The sequence below is a fragment of the Photorhabdus namnaonensis genome (assembly GCF_001684335.1).
Classification (GTDB): Bacteria; Pseudomonadota; Gammaproteobacteria; order Enterobacterales; family Enterobacteriaceae; genus Photorhabdus; species Photorhabdus namnaonensis.
This window is the reverse complement of sequence record NZ_LOIC01000024.1, coordinates 1-26,202: the sequence shown is the minus strand read 5'-3', so window position 1 is coordinate 26,202 and position 26,202 is coordinate 1. Positions and strand designations below refer to the sequence as shown.

Genomic DNA, 26,202 nt, shown 5'->3' with positions numbered 1-26,202 from the left:
TAAATGCGGACTTTGGTGGCTCTTAACATCATCAGCGCTCATCGGGATAGTTTATGTATTTTAACCGCTTTTTTTGGCCGTGTCCCCCACGGGCTGGCAGTGAACGTGATGGTTAATAACCTGAAAGCCCTACGGGCTTTTCGCCTTATATCACCGCCCGCATTGGGCGAGGGTTTACGGCAGATTTTGCTAAAAGAATATCTTTACACCATTAAACCATTTACTAGCTGATTTAAGAAAAAAAATAAAGAGTGGTGACTGATAAAGACTGTTCAGCATTGTCAATAAAACGGAGTCAGTAAAGATAAAAAACTAGTATGATTAATGTCCGTTAAATATAAAACACGATATCCATGATGGATAATTAAACTTAATAAAAAACAGGGGTGAAAAGGGGGAAAACACGGTTAAACCTTATACCGATTAAACCCAGGAGCTAATACCATGACTTTTAATAATAATTTGAAAACTACACATCATAAAATTATCAGTTAAAATAATAAACGAAAATCGGTTTTGTTAATGCTTAAAACGGATATGATTAATGCTCATTAAGCGTAAAACCACATACCATGATGGTTAAACTTTAATAAAACAGGGCATTAAAAGAGAGAAAAAAACTGTTAAAAGCTATACTATCTCAGCGCTAGCAATTACCAATTATTTATACCGGTATCTGTCAGATTAAATCCGGTTCAGTTTTTTTCCACCCAGATTCATTTACCAACTAAAAAGCAGGTATTAAAGGGGGTTAAAACACGATTAAAACCTTATACCGATTAAACCCAGAAGTTAACACCATGACTTTTAATAACAGCTTAAAAACTGCCCATCATAAAGCTATCAGTAAAAAATAAAAACTGGCTTTATCAATGCTTACATACCTAGAAAAAAAGACAAATAAAAATATGAATAGGTTTATCCGTTTACCAGAAAATATATCTCCCCAAAAACCATCTTTAATAACGTTTTCAACCGGTGAATAACCTTTTACTAAACCAGTTAAATAATTCGATGATAAAAAAACTGCGTAACAAAACCCGAAAATAAATAATTTAACCAAATAATAACTCAGCTATTTTCAGCATTATTATATTGCACATCTACCATGTAAAATTGCGATACCTTAAATACGCCAGTTTAAACTTGCTTTACACGTCTTTAATCCGTCCAATAGCATTGCTTTTCTATGGTCTAATTTAAACTACGCCTCCATTTTATGCCTTTAATGTGATCTAATCTGCAAAGCCTTTCACCCTCATTAATACCATTAAACTTGTCAGCAATTTGAACAAGGTATTGTCATATCCGGTTCTTTTTATACCCGTTATCTTTCAAATCGCCTCTTTGTTGGCTGCACTCGCTCACCCCGGTCACATAGTTCGTATGCTCCCGGGGATTCACTCCCTTGCCGTCGCGATGCATCTTGAAATCCATAGGATATAGCTATTGGCGGCTATCATTCGCTTGTTGAAGCAATACCCTGCTCTCTCTCATAAAATGAGGCGCATAATCACCAAACCATTCACTAACATCTTCAAAACTGCTGACAAAAGCCCGTTTATCCTGGCTTTCCAACATCTCTAACGCTTGTCCAAAACTTTGATGATAACGGCGTATAAGATCAATATTCTCTGGTGATGACATAATAATATCCGCGTAGAGCTGAGGATCTTGCGCGAACAACCGCCCGACCATGATCAGTTCCAAACGGTAAATAGGTGAAGATATTGATAATAGTTGCTGTAAATCAGCACCTTCCTGTGCGAGATGTTGCCCATAAGCAAATGTCGTAAAATGGCGCAACGCCTGAATGAAGCTCATGTTTTTATCATGCTGTTCAGGATTCATCTGATGCAAGCAAGCCCCCCAAATCAACAACTGTTCTAAAAACCATTGATAAGCTTCCTTTTGACGTCCGTCGCAGTAAACAACAACTTGTTTTACCAAACTACCGACATCCGGCCCAAACATAGGATGTAATCCCAACACTGGACCTTTATGCACATCAAGCATAGCTTGTAATGGCTGTTGTTTAACGGACGCCAAATCCACCAAAATGCAATGGTCAGGTAATGGCGGTAAACGGCGAATAACCTCTTCCGTCAAATGAATAGGTACGCTGATAATCACCATACCCACTCCCGCCAGAATCTGCTCCGCGTCAGGCCAATCTTGTGGTTCCAGATTTTTGACTTCATAACCAGACAATGTTAACAAGCGGCCAAACAGTTTCCCCATTTTGCCTAAACCACCAACAATGACTATTGGCCCCAATTGAGGGCAAAGTGTTTTAAACCCTTTGTTATTTTCACTGGTATAGGACTCACGCATAATACGGCGCAGAATATCTTCAATTAAATCCGGCGGAACACCAAACTCTTTAGCCTCCTGCCGACGTGAAGCAAGCATCGCCATTTCTCTGTCAGGCGCATAAATTGACAACCCATTCTGACTTTTTACCTCACCAATCTCTGCAACCAATTCCAGACGCTTTGCCAGCAAGCCCAGCAAAGCTTTATCCACTTCATCAATCTTATCCCGCAATTGAGATAATTCAGCCGCCATATTTATTATCCCGCTTTTTTCAGTACTGTCATTCTTTGCGACAATTGCCTGCTAAGTTGCTGATGTAATTTTCTTAGAATTGCCTCTGTCGTCTGCCAACTAATACACGCGTCAGTAACTGATACACCATATTTCATTTCACTACGCGGTTGTTCAGAAGATTGGTTACCCTCATTAATGTTGCTTTCCAACATAATGCCAGTAATAGATCGATTCCCTGAAATGATCTGATCCGCAACAGAATCCACAACCAAACTTTGGCGACGAAAATCCTTGTTAGAGTTACCATGACTACAATCAATCATCAAGGATGGCAATAATCCAGACTGAATCATTTGCTGTTCACATTCCATTACATGTTGGGCGCTGTAATTAGGGGTCTTACCTCCACGCAAGATAATATGCCCATTCGGGTTTCCTTGAGTTTGTAATAAACACACCTGCCCCGATTGATTTATTCCCACAAAACGGTGTGGCATAGCGGCGGCACACATCGCATTAATTGCCGTGCTCAAGCTACCATCAGTCCCATTTTTGAAACCAACAGGCATAGATAAACCTGAAGCCATTTCCCGGTGTGTCTGAGATTCCGTGGTTCTCGCGCCAATTGCAGACCAACTGAATAAATCCCCCAAATATTGTGGACTATTCGGATCTAAAGCTTCTGTTGCAAGAGGTAATCCCATTTTAACCAAACTGAGTAGTAAGCGGCGGGCAATATGCAGGCCAGCTTCCACATCAAATGAACCATCCATGAATGGATCATTAATAAGACCTTTCCAACCCACGGTTGTACGAGGCTTTTCAAAATAGACACGCATGACGATGTACAAGCTATCACTCAATTCAGCAGAAAGGGCGGCCAAACGGTGAGCATAATCCAAAGCCGCGTCTACGTCATGAATAGAACAAGGACCACACACTACCAGCAAACGGGGATCACGGAGCTGAACAATGTCAGCAATGGTTTTACGCGCGTTTGCAATAGCATGCAGATCATCATTGCTCAGTGGGTATTGTTGCTTTAATTCTTTTGGAGTGATAAGAATTTGCTCACCACTGATGTGAACGTTATTAAGTACATCTCTTTGCATGAACATGTCGATTTTCTCCTCAAATTATCATTCTGTACTCATTTGTTTTTATGCATTTGACTAATAACATATCACGCGTCGTAAAGAATACAATCCAAAAGTGTAAACAAATCTAAAACACTGTAAATTATTGTTTACAAAAAATGAAAAAGGAGTCAATTCAATGATAAATCTATTCTATAACCAATTAATAATATTTAAATTATTTCATATGGAAAAACATTAAAAATACTTATCTTAAAATAATTTTAATATCAGAACAAATAGCAATATTTTATGATCGTTAATACTTTATTTTTCCATTTAAAATCATTAGGTGAAAAATATATTTATCTCATTTTTATTATTAAAAACAGATAATATCAATAATCTCAGTCTATATTTTATATAAAGTTACCGAATGCACCCATAAAATATTAAGCTATATCCAATCCTCTTTTTCATTAATTTAATTAAGGAAAGTCAATACACTAATGTCAGCGGTCTGAGGCCGGAAAATCCGGCCTCTTTATTAAAATATTTGTTACAGAGCTTGCTGTAAAAAAGCAATTAATTCCTGATTCACTTTATGGGGTTGCTCTAATGTGGAAATATGCCCTGCATCCTGGATAATAATATGATCACAGTGCAATATTTCAGCCATCAAATAACCTTCCAGAGGCGGGCGAGGCGTATCTTGTTCACCAGTAATAACCAGAGAGGGAATATCCAGTTTTTCCAACAAATGCGTTCTATCTTCACGCCCAAATATTATTCTACCTAACGGAACAACACTATTACGCAATGTCTCCGCAGGAATGACTACCAGACGCTGAGTTAATTCATCAACCAAATGTTGAGCCGGTTGCTGACTAAAGAAGGCTGGCGCTATCTGCTGTTGCAAAATAGATTGAGGAATTGCACCAGCCTGCTCTATCGCATCCAACATGGCAAAGTATTTTGTATGAGTCACTTCAGGCTCTAATCCGACAAAGGTATCCATCAAAACCAGTGCTTTAACTCTGTCCGGCGCCATCTCTACCAACTCAATTCCCCACATACCGCCAGCAGATAATCCAATGATAGCGAACTCTTTAATGCTAAGTTGATCCATCAACGCCAGGTAATCCCGAGCTAAATCAGCTAAAGTACTATGTTGTTCTGGTAGCTCCCCCGAATTTCCATGTCCCCAGAGATCAGGAACAATCACCCGGTATTTTTTACTTAAAGCCTCGATCTGAGGCGCCCACATAGTAGAATCAAACAAATAGCTATGCCCTAGTAATAACGGGAAACCTTCACCTTCATCTCGGTAAGCCATTGTTTTGTTATGTATTTGAAAAGTTTTCAAAGCAAATCCTTATCGTCAGTTAATCACGCCTGAAATTATTCTAAGAATCTCAAAATAATTGTCTTTAAGATTATTACGATCTGATAATAATGTATTGCCGAATAATTTATCGGTGAGTAAAAATCCTCCCAAAAACCCGCCCGTATTCAGCCTGTTTCTTCATTACAATAAGACAGAGCCAAAACCAAATTGATGACCACGCCCACAAAACGTGGTTTTAAATTGAGGATAAAAAAAGAGGCCAGCAATTGCTGACCTCTTTTAATGATAACTTTCGGATGTAACGAAAGCGTATTATTTGCTGTTCAGACGCTCTTTAATACGAGCGGCTTTACCAGAACGCTCACGCAGATAGTACAATTTAGCTCTACGAACAGCACCACGACGTTTAACGTTAATGCTGTCTACGACTGGGGAGTGAGTCTGGAATACACGCTCAACACCTTCGCCGTTAGAAACTTTGCGAACAGTGAATGCAGAGTGCAGACCGCGGTTACGGATAGCGATAACCACGCCCTCGAATGCCTGCAGACGTTTCTTAGCACCTTCTACGACCCATACCTTAACTTCCACGGTGTCACCCGGACGGAATGAAGGTACGTCTTGCTTCATCTGCTCTTGTTCAAGTTGTTTAATAATGTTGCTCATAATAATTCTCTTACCCTAGGTAAACTGATATATCAGAGACATTCCCTTCGGGGATATGTCTGGATTAATTAGTTGCTTCAGCTAGATGTTCCCGTTGGAACTCTGTTAGCAATATCCTTTGCTCGTCAGTCAGAGCTAGGTTTTCCAGAAGTTCAGGTCTTCTAAGCCAGGTCCGGCCAAGCGATTGTTTCAGCCGCCAGCGATTAATTTCAGCATGATTTCCAGACAGCAACACTGGTGGAACTTCCATACCATCTAATACCTCCGGGCGAGTATAGTGCGGACAATCCAGCAATCCATCAGCAAAAGAGTCCTCCGCCGCCGATGCCTGATGCCCCAGAACACCCGGAATGAACCGAGAAACTGAGTCGATCATCGTCATTGCAGGGATTTCACCACCGCTGAGTACGTAATCACCGATAGACCACTCTTCGTCAATCTCGGTTTGGATCACCCGCTCATCTATCCCTTCATAGCGGCCGCAAATCAAAATCAGTTTTTCATTTGTTGCCAGCTCACAAACCCCTTGTTGGTTGAGTTTGCGCCCCTGAGGTGAAAGATAAATCACTTTTGCACCTTCGCCCGCCGCAGTTTTTGCTGCATGAATGGCTTCCCGTAAAGGCTGAACCATCATCAACATGCCTGGACCACCGCCATAAGGTCGATCGTCAACGGTACGATGCCGGTCATAGGTAAAATCCCGTGGATTCCAGCATTCAATACTTAACAGGCCATTTTTCACTGCCCGGCCAGTTACCCCATAATCGGTTATTGCGCGGAACATTTCAGGAAACAGGCTAATAACCCCAATCCACATTATCGCGTCCCACTCATTTCAACCGCTTATAACCGGAGTTTAAAAACCAGGATCCCAATCTACTTCAATGGTTTTAGTAGCGAGATCGACTTTCTTGATAACCTGCCCATCAAGAAACGGAATTAGCCGTTCCTTGATACCGAATGCATCTTTCAGGTTTGCTTTAATTACCATTACGTCGTTAGAACCGGTTTCCATCATGTCATTGACAGTCCCCAAGTTATAACCCGCGGTGTTAATTACCTGGCAACCTATTAAGTCTTTCCAGTAGTAATCACCCGCATCCAGCTCTGGCAGTTGTTCTGAATCTACAATAATTTCGCAATTAGTCAGTAAATTCGCAGCATCCAGATCATCAATACCTTTAATTTTGATGATCATATCCTGATTGTGGTGTTTCCAGGCTTCCAGTTCAATGTGTTGCCACCGGCCTGCCCGTTGAATAAACCACGGTTGATACTCAAAAATGTCTTCGGCATGTTCGGTGGAAGAAAAAACTCTGAGCCAACCACGAATACCATAAGTTGAACCTAGTTTTCCCAATACAATTGGGTTTACAGGCGGTTCAAAACAGGTTTGCTTGCTCATAGTTACCACCGCGACAGATTAAGCTGCTTTTTTGGCGTCTTTGATCAGTGTAGAAACACGATCAGACACAGTTGCACCCAGACCAATCCAATGTTCAATACGGTCCAGATCTAAACGCAGTGCTTCTGCTTTCCCTGTTGCAATAGGGTTGAAGAAGCCAACACGCTCGATAAAGCGACCATCACGCGGGCTGCGGCTATCGGTCACGACTACTTGGTAAAACGGACGCTTTTTGGCGCCGCCACGAGCTAAACGAATTGTTACCATAACATCCTCATTAGTTAACAAAACAACCAGACTTCATCGAGGAACGAAGTCCGGTTGTCAGATAAAAAGCCCGAAAAGTTTACTCACTTTGGCGCAAAAAGCAATCCAAAGTGGATATTCTTCGAGACTTTATCGATTAACGGCCCATAAATCCGGGTGGCATCATGCCTTTCATACCACGCATCATTTTTGCCAGGCCGCCTTTTTTCATCTTTTTCATCATGCGCTGCATTTCGTCGAATTGTTTAAGTAAGCGGTTAACATCTTGAACTTGAGTGCCTGAACCATTGGCAATACGACGTTTACGAGAACCTTTTATTATTTCCGGTTTTTCCCGCTCTTTGCGCGTCATGGAATTGATAATCGCTTCCATTTTTACCAGAATTTTATCATCCATCTGGGATTTCACTGCATCTGGCACTTGAGACATTCCCGGCATTTTGCTTAACATGCTGGCCATTCCCCCCATGTTACGCATCTGCTTTAGCTGATCTAGAAAGTCATTTAAATCGAAGCCGTCACCTTTCTTCAATTTAGAAGCCAACTTTTCAGCCTGGGTGCGATCGACTTTACTTTCAATCTCTTCAATCAGAGAAATGACATCGCCCATTCCAAGGATGCGAGAGGCAATACGATCCGGGTGAAACGGCTCCAACGCATCCGTTTTTTCACCAACACCCAGGAATTTAATCGGCTTACCGGTAATATGACGAATAGATAGCGCAGCACCGCCACGGGCATCACCATCGACTTTCGTTAACACCACACCAGTCAGTGGCAATGCTTCATTGAAAGCTTTCGCGGTATTAGCCGCATCCTGCCCCGTCATCGCATCAACAACGAACAGGGTTTCCACTGGATTAATGGCTTTATGAACCTGCTTGATTTCATCCATCATCGCTTCGTCAACATGCAGACGACCCGCCGTATCCACCAAAAGCACATCATAGAATTTCAATTTGGCGTGCTGTACCGCTTGAGTCACGATATCAACGGGTTTTTCCTGAGCGTCAGAGGGGTAGAAATCAATTCCAACTGCCTGCGCCAAGGTTTCAAGCTGTTTGATAGCGGCTGGACGATAGACGTCAGCAGATACCACCAAAACTTTTTTCTTCTGTTTTCCTTTTAGAAAGCTACCAAGCTTGGCGACGCTGGTCGTTTTACCTGCGCCTTGCAGACCCGCCATTAATACGACGGCAGGAGGCTGAGTAGAAAGATTCAGTTCACTGTTAACTTCCCCCATCGCCTTAACGAGTTCGTTCTGAACAATTTTGACAAACTCCTGGCCGGGAGTAAGGCTTTTATTCACCTCGTGGCCTACCGCGCTCTCTTTAACGCACGAAATAAAATCACGCACTACAGGTAATGCAACATCAGCTTCAAGTAAAGCCATGCGAACTTCACGCAGTGTCTCTTTAATATTGTCTTCGGTCAGTCGCCCACGGCCACTGATATTGCGCAATGTGCGCGATAGTCTGTCGGTTAGATTATCAAACATTGTCTCTGCTCAATTTTTTTAAAATGGGCTACCTGTAAGGCGTATTTCGCAAATTATAACACGATGGTAAGGGATCTCTGCACAGAGATTCGCACCGATGATTAACAACGGTTGGAGGCTATCCTTGCTGGCGGTATACTTAAGCTTTAATTCAACCAAAGACTATCGCTAAAACGGCTAATGCTATGCCAGTATTTTCTATAATTTCTTTATTCGCTTATTTACTCAGCCTGATACTGATTATTCCCAACTTACTGCGGAAATCGAAAGGATACCGCAGGCTGGCATTACTTTCTGCGATTGTCGCTTTAACTTGTCATGCCATTGCACTTAAGTATCAGATCTTCCACGTTAGCAGTGGGCAAAATCTCACTCTCCTAAATCTAGGTTCGATTGTCAGTTTACTGACTTGTATCATCATGACAATTGTTGCTTCTCACGGCCGCGCCTGGTTCCTGCTACCCATTGTCTACAGTTTTGCCATGATAAATTTGGTCCTGGCGAGTCTGATGCCAGGTGAATTCATTACCCATCTAGAGGCCAGCTTTGAATTATCTATTCATATTGGCTTAGCGCTTCTTGGTTACGCAACTTTACTTATCGCTGCATTATATGCATTACAACTTGGATGGTTGGATCATCAGCTTAAAAATAAAAAACTCTCTTTTACGCCAGATATGCCCCCATTAATGTTCATTGAGCGCAAAATGTTTCATATCACTCAGGTTGGCGTGATATTGCTAACACTGACGCTCTGTACCGGCATCCTCTACATAGATAATATTTTCAGTAGCGAAAACATCCATAAAGCAATTTTGTCCATCATCGCGTGGTTTGTTTATATCGTTTTATTATGGGGCCACTACCATGATGGATGGCGCGGTAAACGCGTTATCTGGTTTAACCTGATCGGCGCGTTGACCCTGACGCTCGCCTATTTCGGCAATCGATTATTACAGGAAATCATGGTTTACTAGGAGTACGATGTCCAATCAATACTTGGAAGGAATTCTGCTTTGGAGCATGTTTCAACAAGCACATTACTGATTATTTTAGTCATCATGGTCATTGTCTCAGCTTATTTCTCCGCCTCCGAGACAGGTATGATGACAATGAATCGTTATCGCTTACGTCATCTGGCAAAACAAGGGAATCGCTCTGCCCACAGAGTTGAAGCATTACTTCGTCATCCTGAGCAGCTTATCAGCCTGATTCTTATCGGTAATAATCTGGTTAATATTCTTGCCTCAGCACTCGCTACTATCATTGGTATGCGTCTTTATGGCGATGCCGGGGTCGCTATTGCAACCGGTATTCTGACGTTTATCGTACTGGTATTTTCTGAAGTTATGCCAAAAACGATAGCCGCCCTATATCCTGAAAGAGTCGCTTTTCCGAGCAGTTTTTTGCTCCGCCCGTTACAGAAAATCATGCTGCCGTTAGTTTGGACGCTAAATAAAATTACTTTATTGTTAATGCGTTGCCTTGGTATCAAACACCCTACTGGCTCTAGTCACGCAATTAGCAAAGATGAACTCCGCACTATTGTAAATGAATCAAATGCCAAGCTATCACAGCAACATCAGGATATGCTGATTTCAATTTTAGATCTGGAAAAAGTCACAATCGGCGACATTATGGTTCCCCGTAATGAAATTATTGGCATTGATATTAATGATGACTGGAAATCCATCATACGGCAATTAACTCATTCACCTCACGGCCGGATCGTGCTTTATCGTGATTCGCTTGATGACGCTATCGGCATTCTTCGTGTACGTGAAGCTTACCGACTGATGACAGAAAAAAAAGAGTTCACCAAAAGAAATCTGATTAAAGCAGCAGATAAAATCTATTATGTCCCAGTCAGCACACCACTTAATATCCAGTTAGTGAATTTCCAACGCAATAAGGAAAAAGCCGGGCTTATCGTTGATGAATACGGTGATATTCAAGGTCTGGTCACTGTTGAAGATATCCTCGAAGAGATTGTCGGTGATTTTACGACATCAATGTCCCCTTCTCTGGCAGAAGAAGTTTCACCACAAAGCGACGGCACTATTTTGGTTGACGGGACAGCCAATATCCGCGAATTAAATAAAGCCTTTAACTGGGCATTGCCTGTTGATGGACCACGAACGGTTAATGGTATGGTGCTTGAAGAGTTAGGAGAAATACCTGCTCTTAATGTACAAGTGCAAATCGGCAAATATAATTTTGAAGTACTTTCAGTGAACGATAATGTCATTAAACAAGTTCGAGTTACTCCCATTAGCCAATTTCCTGAGCAAGAAGCACAAGCTATTTAAATCGCTACGAAAAATTAACACCGCTGGAGGCATATCACCAACCTCCAACGGCAAATTCCTGTTAATATACCCGTCGTCTTTCAAGTTGCCTCTTTGTTGGCTGCACTCACTCACCCCGGTCACATAGTTTCCTATGCTCCCGGGGATTCGCTCCCTTGCCGTCGCGATCCATCTTGAAATCCATAGGGTATACTTTATCTCAGGAACCCGAAATATTATCACTGCTATGGAACTACACTTTTAATTCAGTTAGTTTTTCTTCTGGCAATGCCAACTCGTCATTCTTATTAACGAGGACGTCTGAATCAAGGATATGACGTGCAATATCCTGAGCTTCTGTCAGTGAATGCATGTGATAAGTACCGCATTGGTAAATATTTAGCTCTGGGATTTGGCTCTGATCTTTCACTTTCAAGACATCAGCCATCGCCGCTTTCCACGCGTCCGCAACGCGCATTTCTGCCGGTGCGCCAATCAAGCTCATATAAAAACCTGTTCGACATCCCATTGGCGATATATCAATAATTTCAACGCCCTCACCATTGAGGTGATTGCGCATAAAACCAGCAAACAAATGTTCAAGTGTATGAATACCCTTTTCAGGCATAACCTGTTTATTAGGTATGCAGAAACGTAAGTCGAAAACTGTGATGGTGTCGCCATGAGGCGTTTTCATAGTCTTAGCAACTCTTACGGCTGGCGCATTCATACGAGTATGGTCAACAGTAAAACTATCCAGTAAAGGCATTTCTTCATCTCCACAAAAAATTCAGATTTTTCTTCAAGCAAATGAAACTTTTTCATCTGCCACCGGTCATAAAGAATGAAAGACGCGTTATTATTATCCCTATTCTCTAGAAAATCCCATTTGGCCACTTTTACTTGTGGCCGTTTTCTTTTCTAGCATCCTGCCTGTTGTTTCAGATACTCATCAAAACTCATCGTATCCTCATGTTCCAACGCGTCTTGTCGCTCTACGGAGGCCCTGCGTTCTATAGCAAACTGTTCGTCGCTAATAACCTCATATTTTTCATTGATCAATTGCTGATGATATTCATCTGCCAGTTCCAGTCCAAAGCCACCAATGCCCTGGTCCTTCATTTTTTCCAGCACGCGAGCCGATAAAGTCAGTGATGAATCATCAAACATAGCAATTAATTCTTCGCAAACCTTTTGATATTGTGTGCCAGAACAACTATCCAATATTGCAGCAACCCGTTTCAAGTCACTAAATAACTTTTTGCCAACTTTTGCTAACGGTTCTTCCACACTTCCACAACCAAGACCAATCATTTGCCCTGGTTTACGCCCCTCAAGGATCACTCTATCCCAGTTCTTACGGCAACAATCTAATTCATCACTGCTCATCTCAGGCGCTTCGGCAAGCACGCACCATATTAAGAATAGGTCAAGAAAACGAATTTGTGTTTCATTGACGCCAATCGCTGCAAATGGATTAATATCCAATGAACGCACTTCGATATATTCTACTCCCCCACGCAACAACGCATCAGACGGAGATTCATTCCCTTTTGTGACACGTTTAGGTCGGATTGGCGCATACAACTCATTTTCAATTTGTAAGACGTTGGTATTGAGCTGAATATGTTTATCGCCTTGCTTAATACCCAATTTAGCAAACTCATCAGATGGCTTGCGAATCGCTTTTTTCAACCCGTCAATATAGGTGTGTAGGTTATTAAACGTAATATTCAGATCACTTTGTGATTTATTGGTGTACCCCAGATTACTCATTCTTAGTGAAGTCGCATAAGGCAGATAACAAGTTCCACCTTCTGTCCGATCAAAAAGAAAAGAAGTCTCTCTTCCACGTAAGAACGAGGAACAAATTGCCGGAGAAGCGCCAAACAAGTATGGGATCACCCACCCAAAGCGATAATAGTTACGGATCAAGCGGAAATAGCCATTAGAGATCTGCTCTTTACCACTCTCTGCATCTTCAATACCAGCCCAGGCGCGCCAGAACTCAATTGGCAATGAAAAATTATAATGAACCCCGGATATGGTCTGCATTAACGCGCCATAACGATTTTTTAACCCTTCACGGTATAAAGTCTTATAGCGGCCAACATTCGATGTACCATATTGAGCCAGAGTAATGTTCTCCTCCGCATCAATAAAACATGGCATACTCAATGGCCACATTTTTTCTTTATCCAGCATACGCGCCGTATGACGATGAATATCGCTAAGAAAAGAAATCGTATATTTTATGTCATCATTAACTGGTGTTATGAACTCCAATAGTGACTCGGCAAAATCAGTAGTAATCCATTTATGCGTAAGCGCTGCACCAAGTGCTTTAGGATGTTCCGTTATGGCTAAACTACCATCGGAAGTAATACGCAATGTTTCACGTTCAACACCGCGACGAATTCCATTTAAAATTGTCGGATGCGCCTCTAGCCATGATAGAGCCTTTGATACGTCCGGGATCAATTCGACCTCCCGTAGTGTTTTAGAAGAATTTTTATAAGGGTTTACTTTATCTTAAACAAGCCAAATTGTCGCTGATTAGATATAGCAGCAAAAACATTTCAGCGTCATACAGAGAGCGTGTTGGTTATGGCAACACAGACAGCCAGAAAGGAAAAAGCCCTGCTGTTAAAGCAGGGCTTGATATGGCGCATCCAGAAGGATTCGAACCTCCGACCGCTCGGTTCGTAGCCGAGTACTCTATCCAGCTGAGCTATGGATGCGTGTTCAGTTTTTCACTCTTGGTAAAAGGCAGTAGTTGCTTCTATCACCTGAATGGCACCTTGGATGATCTCATCTCAAGGTTAAATATGGCGCATCCAGAAGGATTCGAACCTCCGACCGCTCGGTTCGTAGCCGAGTACTCTATCCAGCTGAGCTATGGATGCGTGTTCAGTTTTTCACTCTTGGTAAAAGGCAGTAGTTGCTTCTATTACCTGAATGGTGCCTCAGATGATTTCATCTTAAGGCTAAATATGGCGCATCCAGAAGGATTCGAACCTCCGACCGCTCGGTTCGTAGCCGAGTACTCTATCCAGCTGAGCTATGGATGCGTGGTTTAAATGGCGGTGAGAGAGGGATTCGAACCCTCGATGCAGCTTTTAACCGCATACTCCCTTAGCAGGGGAGCGCCTTCAGCCTCTCGGCCATCTCACCGTACGCTTTCTTTCGAATCGCGACTCAGAACTTTTGTTTAAGCTCCTCGTCACTGCGTGGCGCACATATTACTTTCCCAGACTTATAAGTCAAACAATTTTTCTAAACCTGTGTTTATTTGAACACTTCACACACAAGATGTTTAGTTTGCCGTCAAAAAGTGTGCTTTATCAGCAGTAAATTATCACAACCTCAATTGAAGTACATACAAATCATTATTCGCCACAATAGCATGATAGGAACACGCTGTTCTGGCGATAGAAAAACAAAAAAGATGGGAAAATAGACAAGAATTTAAGAAATTAGCAAGACCAAAAAATACAACAGAGGTGAGATCCCTCAAAAATGGCGCCCGGTTCTGACAGAGATAGGACGCCAACTTAGAGTCAGTAAGTTGTTGGCTGAGATTTTTCGGCCTGAATCCGCTGATAAATTTCTTCACGGTGAACAGAAACTTCTTTAGGGGCATTTACACCAATACGAACTTGGTTACCTTTAACCCCCAGTACTGTAACTGTTACCTCATCGCCTATCATGAGCGTTTCACCAACTCGACGAGTCAGAATAAGCATTCTTTGCTCCTTGAAAATTTAAAAGAGTCGGGTCTTTCGGTTTCCCCGCTATTATCCATCAAACACCGTGAAAACGTAAAACAATGGTATATGCTTAAAGTATAAGCAATTTTAAGCGCATTTCCTACCTATATAGTTTAGCCAAAATAAATAAATATGCGCTTAACCTTTTAACAATTTCACAACAAGACTTCAAGGCACCACAAAAACAACGCTATGATGCCCCTTAAACTCAGGTAATACCGCTTATAGCCGCGATGCTACCCACTCTTCCACGCTATCCAAAGCAGAAGGCAACGCTTCAACATCAGAGCCACCTGCCTGGGCCATATCAGGACGACCACCGCCTTTACCACCGATTTGCTGAGCTACAGAAGAAATTAACTCACCTGCTCTTATTTTAGCAGTCAGATCCTTTGTGACACCAACAATTAAGCTGACTTTATCATCACTTACAGTAGAAAGCACAATAATCGCTGAACCTAGTTGATTTTTTAGATCATCAACCATCGTTCTCAACACCTTAGGTTCTGTATTGCTTAACTGACTGACCAGCAACTTCACACCCTTCACTTCTTTCGCTTTACTTGCTAAAGAAGCGCTTTCTTGTGCAGCCTGCTGATCTTTAAGCTGTTGAAGCTCTTTTTCCAACGCTTTGGTTCTATCCAGCGTCACCCGTACTTTTTCACTCAGGCTATGGATATCACTTTTCACTAATTGAGCAATATCTTGAAGTAAATCAACCTGTTGATGTACAGATTCCACCGCTTTTTTACCTGTAATCGCTTCGATCCTACGGATACCCGCAGCCGTTCCAGATTCAGCAATAATACGGAACAAGCCAATATCGCCGGTACGATTTGCATGAGTCCCTCCACATAATTCAGTGGAAAAATCCCCCATTGACAGTACGCGAACTTGTTCTTCATATTTTTCACCAAACAGTGCCATCGCGCCTTTGGTTTTTGCTGTTTCAAGATCCATCAATTCAGTAACAACAGGTGAATTTTGACGAACTTCGGCATTAACCAAATCCTCAACCTGACGGATCTGTCCTGGTTTCATCGCTTCAAAGTGAGAAAAATCAAAGCGAAGGTATTTATCGTTAACCAGAGAGCCTTTCTGTGATACGTGTTCACCCAAAACTTGACGTAACGCAGCATGTAACAGATGGGTTGCTGAGTGATTCAAACGAATTGCATCACGACGTTCAATATCAATAACCGCATTGATGTTACGGTTTACACTTAAGGTACCTTTTTCAAGCTTACCAATATGACCAATAGCCTGACCATATTTTTGTGTGTCAATAACACAAAAAGCACAATCGGTATTACTCAGAATGCCTGAGTCACCAACTTGTCCACCAGACTCAGCATAAAAAGCGGTCTTATCCAATATAACAATCGCTTCTTCACCCGCTTGAATTTGATCGACTGATTCACCATCACGGAAAATAGCAGTTACTGTTGCCTGCTGTTCGTTATGATCGTAACCAGAGAAATCACTGCATTCATCAACTTTGATCAATTCATTATAATCGGTACCGAAACCACTTGATTCACGAGCACGACGACGCTGATTTTCCATTGCCACGGTAAATCCCGCTTCATCAACGCTAATATTACGCTCACGGCAAACATCAGCGGTTAAATCCACCGGGAAACCATAGGTATCATACAGACGGAAAGCCGTTTCACCATCCAGAATATCACCGGACAGTTTTGCCAGTTCATCGTCTAGCAACTGGAGACCGCGTTCCAGAGTGCGAGCAAACTGCTCTTCTTCTGTTTTCAAGATCTGCTCAACAATGGTTTGCTGGCGTTTAAGTTCTTCTCCCGCGGCACCCATCACGTCTATCAATGGCGCAACCAGTTTGTAGAAGAAGGTATCTTTAGCCCCCAACATATTACCGTGACGGATAGCTCGGCGGATAATACGACGCAGAACATAGCCACGGTTTTCATTAGAAGGAACAACACCATCACAAATCAAAAACGCACATGAACGAATGTGATCAGCAATAACCCGCAGAGATTTATTACTCAGATCATCTGTAGCACCAGTGACATTAGCAACAGCAGTAATCAAATCACGGAACAGATCGATCTCATAGTTAGAATTGACGTGCTGCAATACAGCGGCGACGCGCTCCAACCCCATCCCTGTATCTACTGATGGTTTTGGCAACGGCTCCATCGTACCATCGGCATGACGGTTGAACTGCATAAAGACGATATTCCAGATTTCAATATATCTGTCACCATCTTCTTCCGGGCTTCCTGGCGGCCCACCCCAGATATGTTCACCATGATCATAAAAAATTTCAGTGCAAGGGCCGCAAGGACCGGTATCACCCATTTGCCAGAAGTTATCCGATGCATAAGGCGCACCTTTGTTATCGCCAATGCGGATAATTCTTTCCGCTGGTATGCCGACTTCGTTCTGCCAAATATCATAGGCTTCATCATCTGTCTGATAGACAGTCACCCATAATTTTTCTTTCGGCAAATTGAACCAATCTTTGCCCGTCAGAAGTTCCCAAGCATAGCTAATAGCATCATGTTTGAAATAGTCACCAAAACTGAAATTACCGAGCATCTCAAAGAAAGTATGATGGCGTGCGGTGTAACCTACATTTTCTAAATCGTTATGTTTACCACCGGCACGAACACAACGTTGAGCTGTTGTTGCTCGAGAATAAGATCTTTTGTCCTGTCCAAGAAATAGATCCTTAAACTGGTTCATCCCTGCGTTGGTAAATAGCAGTGTTGGGTCATTATTTGGCACCAAAGAACTACTTGGTACGATTTGATGCCCTTTAGTATGAAAAAAGTCGAGAAACGCTTGACGGATCTCAGCGGTGCTTTTGCTCATAATTGTCCCGAAATCAAGCTGGAAAAAACAGATTTATGAATTGGTTAGGTGGGATATTCCATCACCTACTTTCAACTCACGAATAAACAAAGTGGGGATAAGATAAAAGTTCTTCTATTAGAAGTAAAATCCCAGATACATCCATTCGCTGACAACATTGTAAATCGTCTGGGTATTTTCTGAAAGCATGATCGCATAATATGGATAATACTTACTTTCTGAGAGAAGAAACCGCGCCATTATTAACGCGGTATCAGTTTGGTGACAAAACTTTTTCAGCTTTAATTCGAGAATTACAGACTACCGATATAATTAGTCAGATTAGAATTCTTCGTTATTCATCTCTTCGTTTTCATCGCCTTCGTAATCAGAAGCCGCACTACTGAATTCGCCAGCATTATGCAACAGCATTTCACGTAATTTTTTATCCAGTTCAGCAGAAATTTCAGGATGCTCTTTCAAGTAGATGGTGGCATTCGCTTTGCCTTGACCAATTTTATCGCCATTATAGCTGTACCATGCGCCCGCTTTTTCCACTAGTTTATGTTTCACGCCTAAATCGATTAATTCACCATAAGTGTTAATGCCTTCGCCATACATAATCTGGAATTCTGCTTGCTTAAATGGCGCTGCCACTTTGTTTTTTACTACCTTCACACGGGTCTCACTACCAACAACCTCTTCGCCATTTTTCACAGAACCAATGCGGCGAATATCCAGACGAACAGAAGCATAGAATTTCAGCGCGTTACCACCGGTTGTGGTTTCAGGGTTACCGAACATGACGCCAATTTTCATACGAATTTGGTTGATAAAAATCAACAACGTATTGGAGCTTTTCAAATTACCGGCCAGTTTACGCATTGCCTGACTCATCATTCGAGCTGCCAGCCCCATATGAGAATCACCAATTTCCCCTTCTATTTCGGCTTTTGGCGTTAAGGCGGCAACGGAGTCTACGATAATGACATCAACAGCGCCGGAACGTGTCAACGCGTCACAGATCTCAAGAGCCTGTTCCCCCGTATCGGGTTGAGAACACAACAGATTATCAATATCAACACCCAACTTCTTAGCATAGATAGGATCAAGAGCGTGTTCAGCATCAATAAACGCGCAGGTTTTACCTTCACGTTGCGCCGCGGCGATAACCTGTAATGTCAGCGTTGTCTTACCAGAAGATTCCGGACCATAGATTTCAACAATACGCCCCATCGGCAGGCCGCCAGCACCTAATGCAATATCCAGTGACAACGAACCCGTGGAGATAGTTTCAACGTCCATTGAACGGTCTTCGCCCAAACGCATGATGGAACCTTTACCAAACTGTTTTTCAATTTGGCCTAGTGCCGCCGCTAGTGCTTTTTGTTTATTTTCATCAATAGCCATTTTTACTCCCTCGTAAGCAATGAAAGGGTTCTCTCACTGCCGATGAATAATTTCTGATACTAAAACATTGTTTGTTATTATACTGTATAATCATACAGCATCAAGTTAATTTTTTATAATCTCTGATAACAATGTTTTCAGAGAATAAATGACAGCTTGAAGGCGTACTTCATTTCGATCACCGTCAAAACAACAATTGCGGGACACAACTTCTACCCCATTTACCGTTAGATACGCAAATCCAAACCACACGGTACCAACAGGTTTTTCTTCACTGCCGCCATCAGGCCCGGCGATGCCACTGACTGAAACCGCCAGATCCGCCCGCGCGGCTTTCAGTGCTCCCGCGGCCATTTCTCTCACAACCTGTTCACTAACCGCTCCATGTTGCTGTAAAACGGCTTCTGACACCCCAAGCATCTGATGTTTAGCTTTATTACTGTATGTCACAAAGCTTCGGTCAAAATAAGCAGAGCTACCGGCAATATCTGAAATTGTTTTCGCCAACCAGCCACCGGTGCAAGATTCAGCACAGGTCACCCACAGTTTTTGCTGTCTCAACTTCTCTCCCAGTTCAATACTAAGCTGAGTTAGAATTTTTTCACTCATAACACACTCTTTATCCGGTAAAAGATCAATTTCTTTGAAACCGGTTCCAAATCCACAAACTCGTGATTGTCAACGCCAACAGAGTACCAAAACCTATCCCTGTTGTAACAACCGGAACGCCTATTTTAATAACCAGTGAGTACAAGCCAAGCATCAATAACATGGCGATATTCTCACCCAAGTTCTGTACTGCGATGGCATAACCGGCCCCAACCGTTTGTCTGCCGCTTTCCTGCAATAATGCATTCAGTGGAACAATAAACAAACCGCCAAAAATACCGAGAATGATTAATAAGACGTAGGAAGCCCAAATATTTTGCTGAACCGCAAAAATGACCACCATCACGCCGATTAAAACACCAGCAGGCATACAACGATGGACTGTTTTAAGGGTGATGAAACGGGCAGCAACACCTGCACCAATAATAATGCCGACAGCAACCATCACATTAAGTATTGTCGGCGTGCTATTGTCAGAAATTCCCAGCACAACAGGTACCCATAAGACCAATAGGAATCTCACTGTTATACCCGCCCCCCAGAACAAACTGGTGCCAATTAAAGAAAACCGAGCGCCTTTGTTATGCCAAAGAATACAACAAGATGAAGCAAAGTCTGTCAGCATCTTTTTCAGATTCCAGCCCTTATCCTGACGTACAGCCGATAACCGGGGAATAAAGAAATTAGCGACAACAGCGATACCATACATCAGCGCACAAACAAGCAGTGCGATAGTCAGGTTCCAATCAGATAAAAAACCTCCGGCAACAGAGCCCGTAAGAATAGCGATTATCGTTGAAGCCTCCATTAAACCATTAGCCTTTACTAAACGATCACCATCGGTCAATTCAACCAAGATTCCGTATTTAGCCGGTGAATATGACGCAGCCCCCACTCCTACTAAGGCATAACCCAGAAATGGATCATATCCCAGACAAATAGTAAACGCGCCCAACAACTTGACGCTATTAGCAAACAACATCACACGATCTTTCGGGAAACGATCGGCTGTTTGCCCCACAAAAGGCGCCAACAGAATATAGGCCAAAACAAACACTATCTGTAATATCGGCTGACTCCAGTCAGGATAAAACTGGGCTTTCAACTGCGCCAGGATCGCAAACAACAGCGCATTATCGGCAAAAGCTGAAAAAAACTGTGACACCAATACGGCTTTCATGCCACGGGTTAATAGCGGTTGAACAACGACGGATTCATTCACGATTATTATTCCTGTTCAGCTTCACTTTCCAATAACACGACTTCTTCCTGTTTAGCAAAATGTTTCCCCCGACCGAGAATAGTACAGAATCCCTGCTTATCAATTGAAACAATGTCTCCAGTATCAAACCAATCAGACTGAATATTCCCATACTCATCTTTTGCCGCTGGTGGTTCTAAATGATTTGGATCTTCAATTCTCAGATACCCTTTCATCATATTTGGGCCACGCAGTTGCAAACGTCCCCCCTCCTTAATTCCTGCTACTGGAATCAAACGGGATTCCATTGCCGGCAAAATCCGCCCAACAGTGCCGACTTTAGCCATCATCGGCACATTCAATGCAATGACAGGCGCACATTCTGTCATGTCATATCCTTCTAAAATGCGAATACCGAATTTGTCTTGCCAAATCTGTTTCGTATTTTCAGTGAGCTTCTCAACACCAGCTATAACACAACGAAGACGCGCAAAATCATATGAATGAGCGAAATAGGCATAATTCTCCAGGAAAGTGGATGTACCCAATAATACGGTACAGTTACGCTCATATACCAGTTCTGGCACTATCCGGTAATGCAATGGGTTTGGGTAGAGGAATATTCGGCTACCAGACAACAACGGAGTGAATAAGCCAACCGTCAATCCAAATGCATGAAATAGCGGTAGAGAAGACATAAAACGGTCAAGTGGATTGAAATCAGTAATGGTTTTTATCTGTTCCACATTGGCTAACAAACTAGCGTGACTGTGAACCACACCTTTTAATACAGCTTCTGAACCGGACGTAAATAGCACCAAAGCATCATCATCTGGTTTTTGCGCCACCATCGCCCGCTTCGGAAAAAAGAGGTGCCACAAGATCCACAATTTATCCTGAAAAGTCACTGTACCTTCCAAATCCTCAAGATAAACCCAATTAACCTCGGTAACCTGCTCAGATAAATGAGTTAATCGCTCCTTTTCCAGAAATTGTCGGGAAGTCACAATAGTTTTAATACTGGCAATCTCTACCGCATTCTTCAATCCATGACTGTCGGTTGTATAGTTTAATAAAGCCGGTATTCTTCCTCTCAAAGATGCCCCGAATATCGCAGCGACCATAATAGTGGCATTAGGTAAAAGAAAACCAACCCGTTCCCCCTGGCAGGTAAAACGCTGCAAAACACGGCTGGCGCCCAGTACTTTTTTAAGCAGACTGTTATAACTGTCTTCTTTAAAAGAAATATCTTCAATACAGGGCTTAAAACGACCAAATTGTTTCCGTGCAACCAGTAAAGATTCAAATATTGTTTCTCGCGGTCGGGTCGCCATTCGTGCACTCATCATTATTTCATGCAAACGCTCACCGGCTAAACGACGTCGTTGCTCCGAACCAGACGCATTCGGCATCGGCAATTGTGTCGCAGGCAGGATTTTCATTGTCACCTTCGGAAAAAGGTGAAGTTTGAAAATACCTTTTAATCGGCTGAATAGGGTTCTTTCTAACCCTTCAAAGCGAACAGGAACTACAGCGGCTTCGGATATCGCCGCAATAAAAGCCGCCCCATCATAGATTTTCATCAAAGAACCGGTAACAGTAATTCTCCCCTCGGGAAAAACAACTATTGGCCGCCCCTTTTCTATTTCCTTAACCAACACCCTGACAGCCATTGGATTTATTGGGTCCAAAGGGACTATTTCAACATAGCGACTTACCAGTTTCATAAAACCACGATTTGCAATATTGGAATAGACAGCAAATACTGGCTTAACCGGCAAGAAAAGCGTCAGCAAAACACCATCAAGAAAAGAGACATGATTAGGCGTGATAAGGCATTTTGGGTGGTTAAATTGTTTAATATCTCCTTCTACTGTTAAACGAAACATTAAACGAAAAACAAGCCTTAGAAATTTAAACAACATATTCGTATCTCAACCCATTTGAAAAAATAAATAGAAGATACTATTTATTATTCGACACTGTAATAGTCTTATTTCTCTATAAAAAATACCTGAATAGTGTCAGGAGACTATTCCAGAGAGAATAATTTCTTTCACATAAGTTGTAATTTTTTCCGGTGAAAGTTGCGCATTAATAATATGGTTCGCACATTCACAGTAGAGATTTTCTCTGGCGGCAAGCACTTCTTCCATTTCTTCAACAATAGATTTTCCCGTCAAACTAGGGCGTTGGGTACTTTCTGGTTGCTGCATTAATCGTTCAGCCAAAATGCTCGCTGAAGCTTGAAGATAAATCACCGTGCCATTCTGTCGCATATATTGGCGATTTGCAGCGGAAAGAATGATCCCTCCACCGGTAGAAATAACACGATTGCTTTGACTAACTTGTTGTAAAGCTTGGCTTTCTAATTGCCGAAATTGTTGCCACCCTTGCTGGTTAACAATATCCGCAATGGTCATGTTATTGGTTTGTTGGATATAGTGATCAGTGTCAATAAATGTGTACGATAATTCATTGGCTAATAATTTTCCAACCGTCGTTTTTCCTGCCCCACGTGCACCTACAATAAACAATATTTGGTTCACTGCCTGATATCCTTGATAAATTTCATCGTTAAAAATATATTAACGCCTATAGTAACCAGAACTTTACATCAACGTAAAATTAAAAGTTAATATATCCGGTAAAAGCCACCCCAAAAGCATGATCTTATCGAAACTTCAATATAATCAGACACACTTCTGGGGTAACAATAAGCACATTACTTACGAATTAAATCATCCCCATAACCAATCCATTTATACGTAGTTAGCGCATCTAATCCCATTGGACCACGGGAATGCAGTTTTTGCGTGCTAACGGCAACTTCCGCACCCAAGCCAAACTGGCCGCCATCAGTAAAGCGAGTGCTAGCATTCACATAAACCGCGGCAGAATCAACCTGACGAACAAAATAGTCAGCATTGTGCAAAGATTGAGTCAAAATAGCATCAGAATGGGACGTACCATAGGTACGAATATGATCAATTGCCTGCTCCATATCAGTGACAATTTCCACATTCATATCCAGAGATAACCACTCATCACGGTAATCTGCTTCCGTAACATCCACGACCTTAGCCGGTCCATCCTTCAAAAACGCCATTGCTGATTTACTCGCATGCAGAGTCACTCCCTGCGCTTTCATATTCTTGCTCAATGCAGGCAGAAAATCAGCCGCAATCTTATGATGTACCAGCAAGGTTTCCAAAGCATTACAGGCACTCGGACGTTGCACTTTAGCGTTAGTGATTACAGTTAATGCCTTATCGAAATCAGCACTTTCATCGACAAAAGTATGACAAACGCCAATTCCACCGGTAATAACTGGAATGGTCGATTGCTCACGGCACAGCTTATGCAACCCTGCACCGCCACGTGGAATCAACATATCCACATAGCGATCCAGTTTCAGTAGCTGAATAACTAACTCACGGTCCGGTTTATCCATCGCCTGCACGGCTGCGGCAGGTAATCCACTCTGTTCAAGTGCCTGCTGAATGACTTTCACTGTCGCTTGATTAGTGTTGTGAGTCTCTTTACCACCACGCAAAATAACTGCATTACCGGTTTTCAAACACAGAGATGCAACATCAATGGTGACATTAGGACGTGCCTCATAAATCACCCCGACCACGCCCAGCGGTACACGGCGACGCTCCAACCTCAAGCCACTGTCAAGCAAACTGCCATCAATGACTTCCCCTACCGGGTCAGATAAACGGCATACCTGACGAACATCATGAGCTATCGCTGTCAAACGCTCCGGCGTCAATAACAGACGATCCAACAATGCTTCGCTCATGCCTTGTCCACGGGCCTGAATCATATCAAGCTGATTAGCTGCAAAAATGATTGCGCTTTCCTGCTCTAGTAAATCTGCAATGCGGACTAATGCCTGATTTTTCTGTTTTGTACTTAGCTGTGCCAGTTGCCATGCAGCTTCCCTGGCAGCCTTTCCCATTTGTTCTAACATTATGAATCCTTAACTCACGATCATGTCGTCACGATGAACCGCAACCGCACCATATTCATAACCGAGGATTTGGCTTATCTGCTGTGAATGGCGGCCTGCAATTAAACGTAGAGCATCACTGTTATAACGGCAAACACCATGCGCCAAATCCTTACCAGACAGGCTACGAATGCAGATAACTTCTCCACGGGAGAAATCACCTTTAATATTTTTAATCCCTTTCGGTAATAAAGAGCTACCTTTTCCGCAGATTGCCGTTTCAGCACCATGATCTACAATAATTTCACCCGCCGGAGGCGCGCCAAAAATCCAACGCTTGCGATTTTCCATTGGGCTTTCCAACCCATGAAAACGAGTACCTACCGGATTACCTTCAATGACATCAGAGATGACATCAGGTTTATTACCAGCGGCGATAATGACATCAATACCCGCGCGACCTGCAATCCCCGCCGCCTGAAGTTTAGTTGCCATTCCTCCCGTCCCTAAACCCGAAATGCTATCACCGGCAACCATACGTAATTCATCGCTGATGTCATGAACTTCCGGGATAAGTTTTGCGTCTGGATTGCTACGCGGATCAGCGGTATATAGCCCTTCAATATCCGTCAGCAATAGCAACTTATCCGCACCCCCTAGAATTGCCGCTAGCGCAGATAAATTATCATTATCACCCACTTTAATTTCTGCCGTCGCAACCGCATCATTCTCATTAATTACAGGCACAATACGATTATCGAGTAAAGCCTGTAAGGTATCTCTGGCATTTAAAAAACGTTCGCGATCTTCTAAATCCGCTCGGGTCAGTAACATTTGCCCAACATGAATACCATAAATAGAAAAAAGCTGCTCCCATAACTGAATCAACCGGCTCTGCCCGACCGCCGCCAGCAATTGCTTGGATGCAATCGTCGCCGGGAGATCCGGATAGCCCAAATGTTCCCTCCCTGCTGCAATAGCGCCGGAAGTCACAATAATAATGCGATGACCTTTTTCATGCTGTTGAGCACATTGCCTTACCAGTTCTACAATATGCGCTCGATTCAGGCGACGAGAGCCGCCTGTCAGTACACTCGTCCCCAGTTTCACAACCAATGTTTGGCTGCTATTCATCATATTTTTGCCATTAGATTTAAATTAAAAAAACAGTGCTCAGTTTTAACAGGAGAGAAGCGTTATGCCAACAGGCATAATGCTAAATCGAAAAAATAGGAGTTTAGCAAAATCCGCCGTAAACCCTCGCCCAATGCGGGCGGTGATATAAGGCGAAAAGCCCGCAGGGCTTTCAGGTTATTAACCATCA

21 protein-coding genes, 4 tRNA genes and 1 pseudogene are annotated in these 26,202 nt (G+C 42.6%); 3 read left to right on the top strand and 23 right to left on the bottom strand.

Going from position 1 to position 26,202, the window contains the following annotated elements:
- Positions 1 to 15: 15 nt before the first annotated feature.
- Entirely contained in the window at positions 16 to 231 is a 216-nt protein-coding gene (locus tag Phpb_RS25945; protein WP_165603270.1) for a hypothetical protein, read from the top strand.
- A 1,215-nt stretch (positions 232 to 1,446) separates the two neighbouring features.
- On the opposite strand, the gene tyrA is transcribed toward Phpb_RS25945, so the two are convergent.
- The 8 genes from tyrA to ffh form a co-directional block, all read right to left on the bottom strand.
- Positions 1,447 to 2,568: a bifunctional chorismate mutase/prephenate dehydrogenase gene (tyrA, locus tag Phpb_RS05865; protein WP_065389562.1), complete on the bottom strand. Its 1,122-nt coding sequence runs from the start codon at positions 2,566 to 2,568 to the stop codon at positions 1,447 to 1,449.
- A 5-nt stretch (positions 2,569 to 2,573) separates the two neighbouring features.
- A complete protein-coding gene (locus Phpb_RS05860; protein ID WP_065389561.1) occupies positions 2,574 to 3,668 on the bottom strand; it encodes a 3-deoxy-7-phosphoheptulonate synthase in 1,095 nt (364 codons plus the stop codon).
- Between the two features lie 517 nt (positions 3,669 to 4,185).
- Positions 4,186 to 4,992 carry an alpha/beta fold hydrolase gene (locus Phpb_RS05855; RefSeq protein WP_065389560.1) on the bottom strand — a complete coding sequence of 269 codons (807 nt, stop codon included), beginning with the start codon at positions 4,990 to 4,992 and terminating at the stop codon, positions 4,186 to 4,188.
- A gap of 294 nt (positions 4,993 to 5,286) precedes the next feature.
- Positions 5,287 to 5,640 carry a 50S ribosomal protein L19 gene (gene rplS, locus Phpb_RS05850; protein WP_036814090.1) on the bottom strand — a complete coding sequence of 118 codons (354 nt, stop codon included), beginning with the start codon at positions 5,638 to 5,640 and terminating at the stop codon, positions 5,287 to 5,289.
- A 64-nt stretch (positions 5,641 to 5,704) separates the two neighbouring features.
- On the bottom strand, positions 5,705 to 6,457 hold the full coding sequence (gene trmD, locus Phpb_RS05845) for a tRNA (guanosine(37)-N1)-methyltransferase TrmD (protein ID WP_065389559.1): 753 nt from the start codon (positions 6,455 to 6,457) through the stop codon (positions 5,705 to 5,707).
- Between the two features lie 39 nt (positions 6,458 to 6,496).
- Positions 6,497 to 7,045 (bottom strand): ribosome maturation factor RimM, encoded by a 549-nt coding sequence (rimM, locus tag Phpb_RS05840; RefSeq protein ID WP_036782333.1) that lies wholly within the window; start codon positions 7,043 to 7,045, stop codon positions 6,497 to 6,499.
- 18 nt (positions 7,046 to 7,063) lie between these two features.
- Complete coding sequence (gene rpsP / locus Phpb_RS05835) at positions 7,064 to 7,312, bottom strand: 30S ribosomal protein S16 (RefSeq protein WP_036814097.1); 249 nt, start codon at positions 7,310 to 7,312, stop codon at positions 7,064 to 7,066.
- Positions 7,313 to 7,448: 136 nt separating this feature from the next.
- The gene (gene ffh / locus Phpb_RS05830; RefSeq protein WP_036814100.1) at positions 7,449 to 8,810 is read right to left on the bottom strand and encodes a signal recognition particle protein; all 1,362 of its coding nucleotides are present in this window, start codon (positions 8,808 to 8,810) and stop codon (positions 7,449 to 7,451) included.
- 185 nt (positions 8,811 to 8,995) lie between these two features.
- On the opposite strand from ffh, the gene Phpb_RS05825 reads away from it, so the two are divergent.
- Positions 8,996 to 9,787 carry a cytochrome C assembly family protein gene (locus tag Phpb_RS05825; protein ID WP_065389558.1) on the top strand — a complete coding sequence of 264 codons (792 nt, stop codon included), beginning with the start codon at positions 8,996 to 8,998 and terminating at the stop codon, positions 9,785 to 9,787.
- A gap of 39 nt (positions 9,788 to 9,826) precedes the next feature.
- Entirely contained in the window at positions 9,827 to 11,119 is a 1,293-nt protein-coding gene (locus Phpb_RS05820; protein WP_065389557.1) for an HlyC/CorC family transporter, read from the top strand.
- A 232-nt stretch (positions 11,120 to 11,351) separates the two neighbouring features.
- On the opposite strand, the gene luxS is transcribed toward Phpb_RS05820, so the two are convergent.
- The 15 genes and pseudogenes from luxS to proB all read right to left on the bottom strand — a co-directional run bounded on the left by luxS (position 11,352) and on the right by proB (position 26,012).
- Positions 11,352 to 11,867 (bottom strand): S-ribosylhomocysteine lyase, encoded by a 516-nt coding sequence (gene luxS / locus Phpb_RS05815; protein WP_065389556.1) that lies wholly within the window; start codon positions 11,865 to 11,867, stop codon positions 11,352 to 11,354.
- A gap of 152 nt (positions 11,868 to 12,019) precedes the next feature.
- Positions 12,020 to 13,579: a glutamate--cysteine ligase gene (gene gshA / locus Phpb_RS05810; protein WP_065389555.1), complete on the bottom strand. Its 1,560-nt coding sequence runs from the start codon at positions 13,577 to 13,579 to the stop codon at positions 12,020 to 12,022.
- Positions 13,580 to 13,762: 183 nt separating this feature from the next.
- Positions 13,763 to 13,839, bottom strand: a tRNA-Arg gene (locus tag Phpb_RS05805).
- Positions 13,840 to 13,927: 88 nt separating this feature from the next.
- Positions 13,928 to 14,004 (bottom strand) — tRNA-Arg (locus Phpb_RS05800).
- 88 nt (positions 14,005 to 14,092) lie between these two features.
- Positions 14,093 to 14,169, bottom strand: a tRNA-Arg gene (locus tag Phpb_RS05795).
- Positions 14,170 to 14,179: 10 nt separating this feature from the next.
- Positions 14,180 to 14,272: transfer RNA gene (locus Phpb_RS05790), tRNA-Ser, on the bottom strand.
- 386 nt (positions 14,273 to 14,658) lie between these two features.
- The gene (csrA, locus tag Phpb_RS05785) at positions 14,659 to 14,844 is read right to left on the bottom strand and encodes a carbon storage regulator CsrA (protein WP_002209449.1); all 186 of its coding nucleotides are present in this window, start codon (positions 14,842 to 14,844) and stop codon (positions 14,659 to 14,661) included.
- Positions 14,845 to 15,090: 246 nt separating this feature from the next.
- On the bottom strand, positions 15,091 to 17,721 hold the full coding sequence (alaS, locus tag Phpb_RS05780) for an alanine--tRNA ligase (protein ID WP_065389554.1): 2,631 nt from the start codon (positions 17,719 to 17,721) through the stop codon (positions 15,091 to 15,093).
- 321 nt (positions 17,722 to 18,042) lie between these two features.
- The gene (gene recA / locus Phpb_RS05775; protein WP_046394746.1) at positions 18,043 to 19,110 is read right to left on the bottom strand and encodes a recombinase RecA; all 1,068 of its coding nucleotides are present in this window, start codon (positions 19,108 to 19,110) and stop codon (positions 18,043 to 18,045) included.
- Positions 19,111 to 19,215: 105 nt separating this feature from the next.
- A complete protein-coding gene (pncC, locus tag Phpb_RS05770; RefSeq protein WP_065389553.1) occupies positions 19,216 to 19,719 on the bottom strand; it encodes a nicotinamide-nucleotide amidase in 504 nt (167 codons plus the stop codon).
- A 25-nt stretch (positions 19,720 to 19,744) separates the two neighbouring features.
- Positions 19,745 to 20,899 (bottom strand): lysophospholipid transporter LplT, encoded by a 1,155-nt coding sequence (lplT, locus tag Phpb_RS05765; RefSeq protein ID WP_420848330.1) that lies wholly within the window; start codon positions 20,897 to 20,899, stop codon positions 19,745 to 19,747.
- A gap of 68 nt (positions 20,900 to 20,967) precedes the next feature.
- Positions 20,968 to 22,845: pseudogene (gene aas / locus Phpb_RS05760) on the bottom strand (bifunctional acyl-ACP--phospholipid O-acyltransferase/long-chain-fatty-acid--ACP ligase); the annotation flags it as partial.
- Positions 22,846 to 22,944: 99 nt separating this feature from the next.
- The gene (gene aroL / locus Phpb_RS05755; protein WP_065389550.1) at positions 22,945 to 23,469 is read right to left on the bottom strand and encodes a shikimate kinase AroL; all 525 of its coding nucleotides are present in this window, start codon (positions 23,467 to 23,469) and stop codon (positions 22,945 to 22,947) included.
- 176 nt (positions 23,470 to 23,645) lie between these two features.
- Positions 23,646 to 24,899: a glutamate-5-semialdehyde dehydrogenase gene (proA, locus tag Phpb_RS05750; RefSeq protein WP_065389549.1), complete on the bottom strand. Its 1,254-nt coding sequence runs from the start codon at positions 24,897 to 24,899 to the stop codon at positions 23,646 to 23,648.
- Positions 24,900 to 24,908: 9 nt separating this feature from the next.
- The gene (gene proB / locus Phpb_RS05745) at positions 24,909 to 26,012 is read right to left on the bottom strand and encodes a glutamate 5-kinase (RefSeq protein ID WP_065389568.1); all 1,104 of its coding nucleotides are present in this window, start codon (positions 26,010 to 26,012) and stop codon (positions 24,909 to 24,911) included.
- Positions 26,013 to 26,202: the final 190 nt, after the last annotated feature.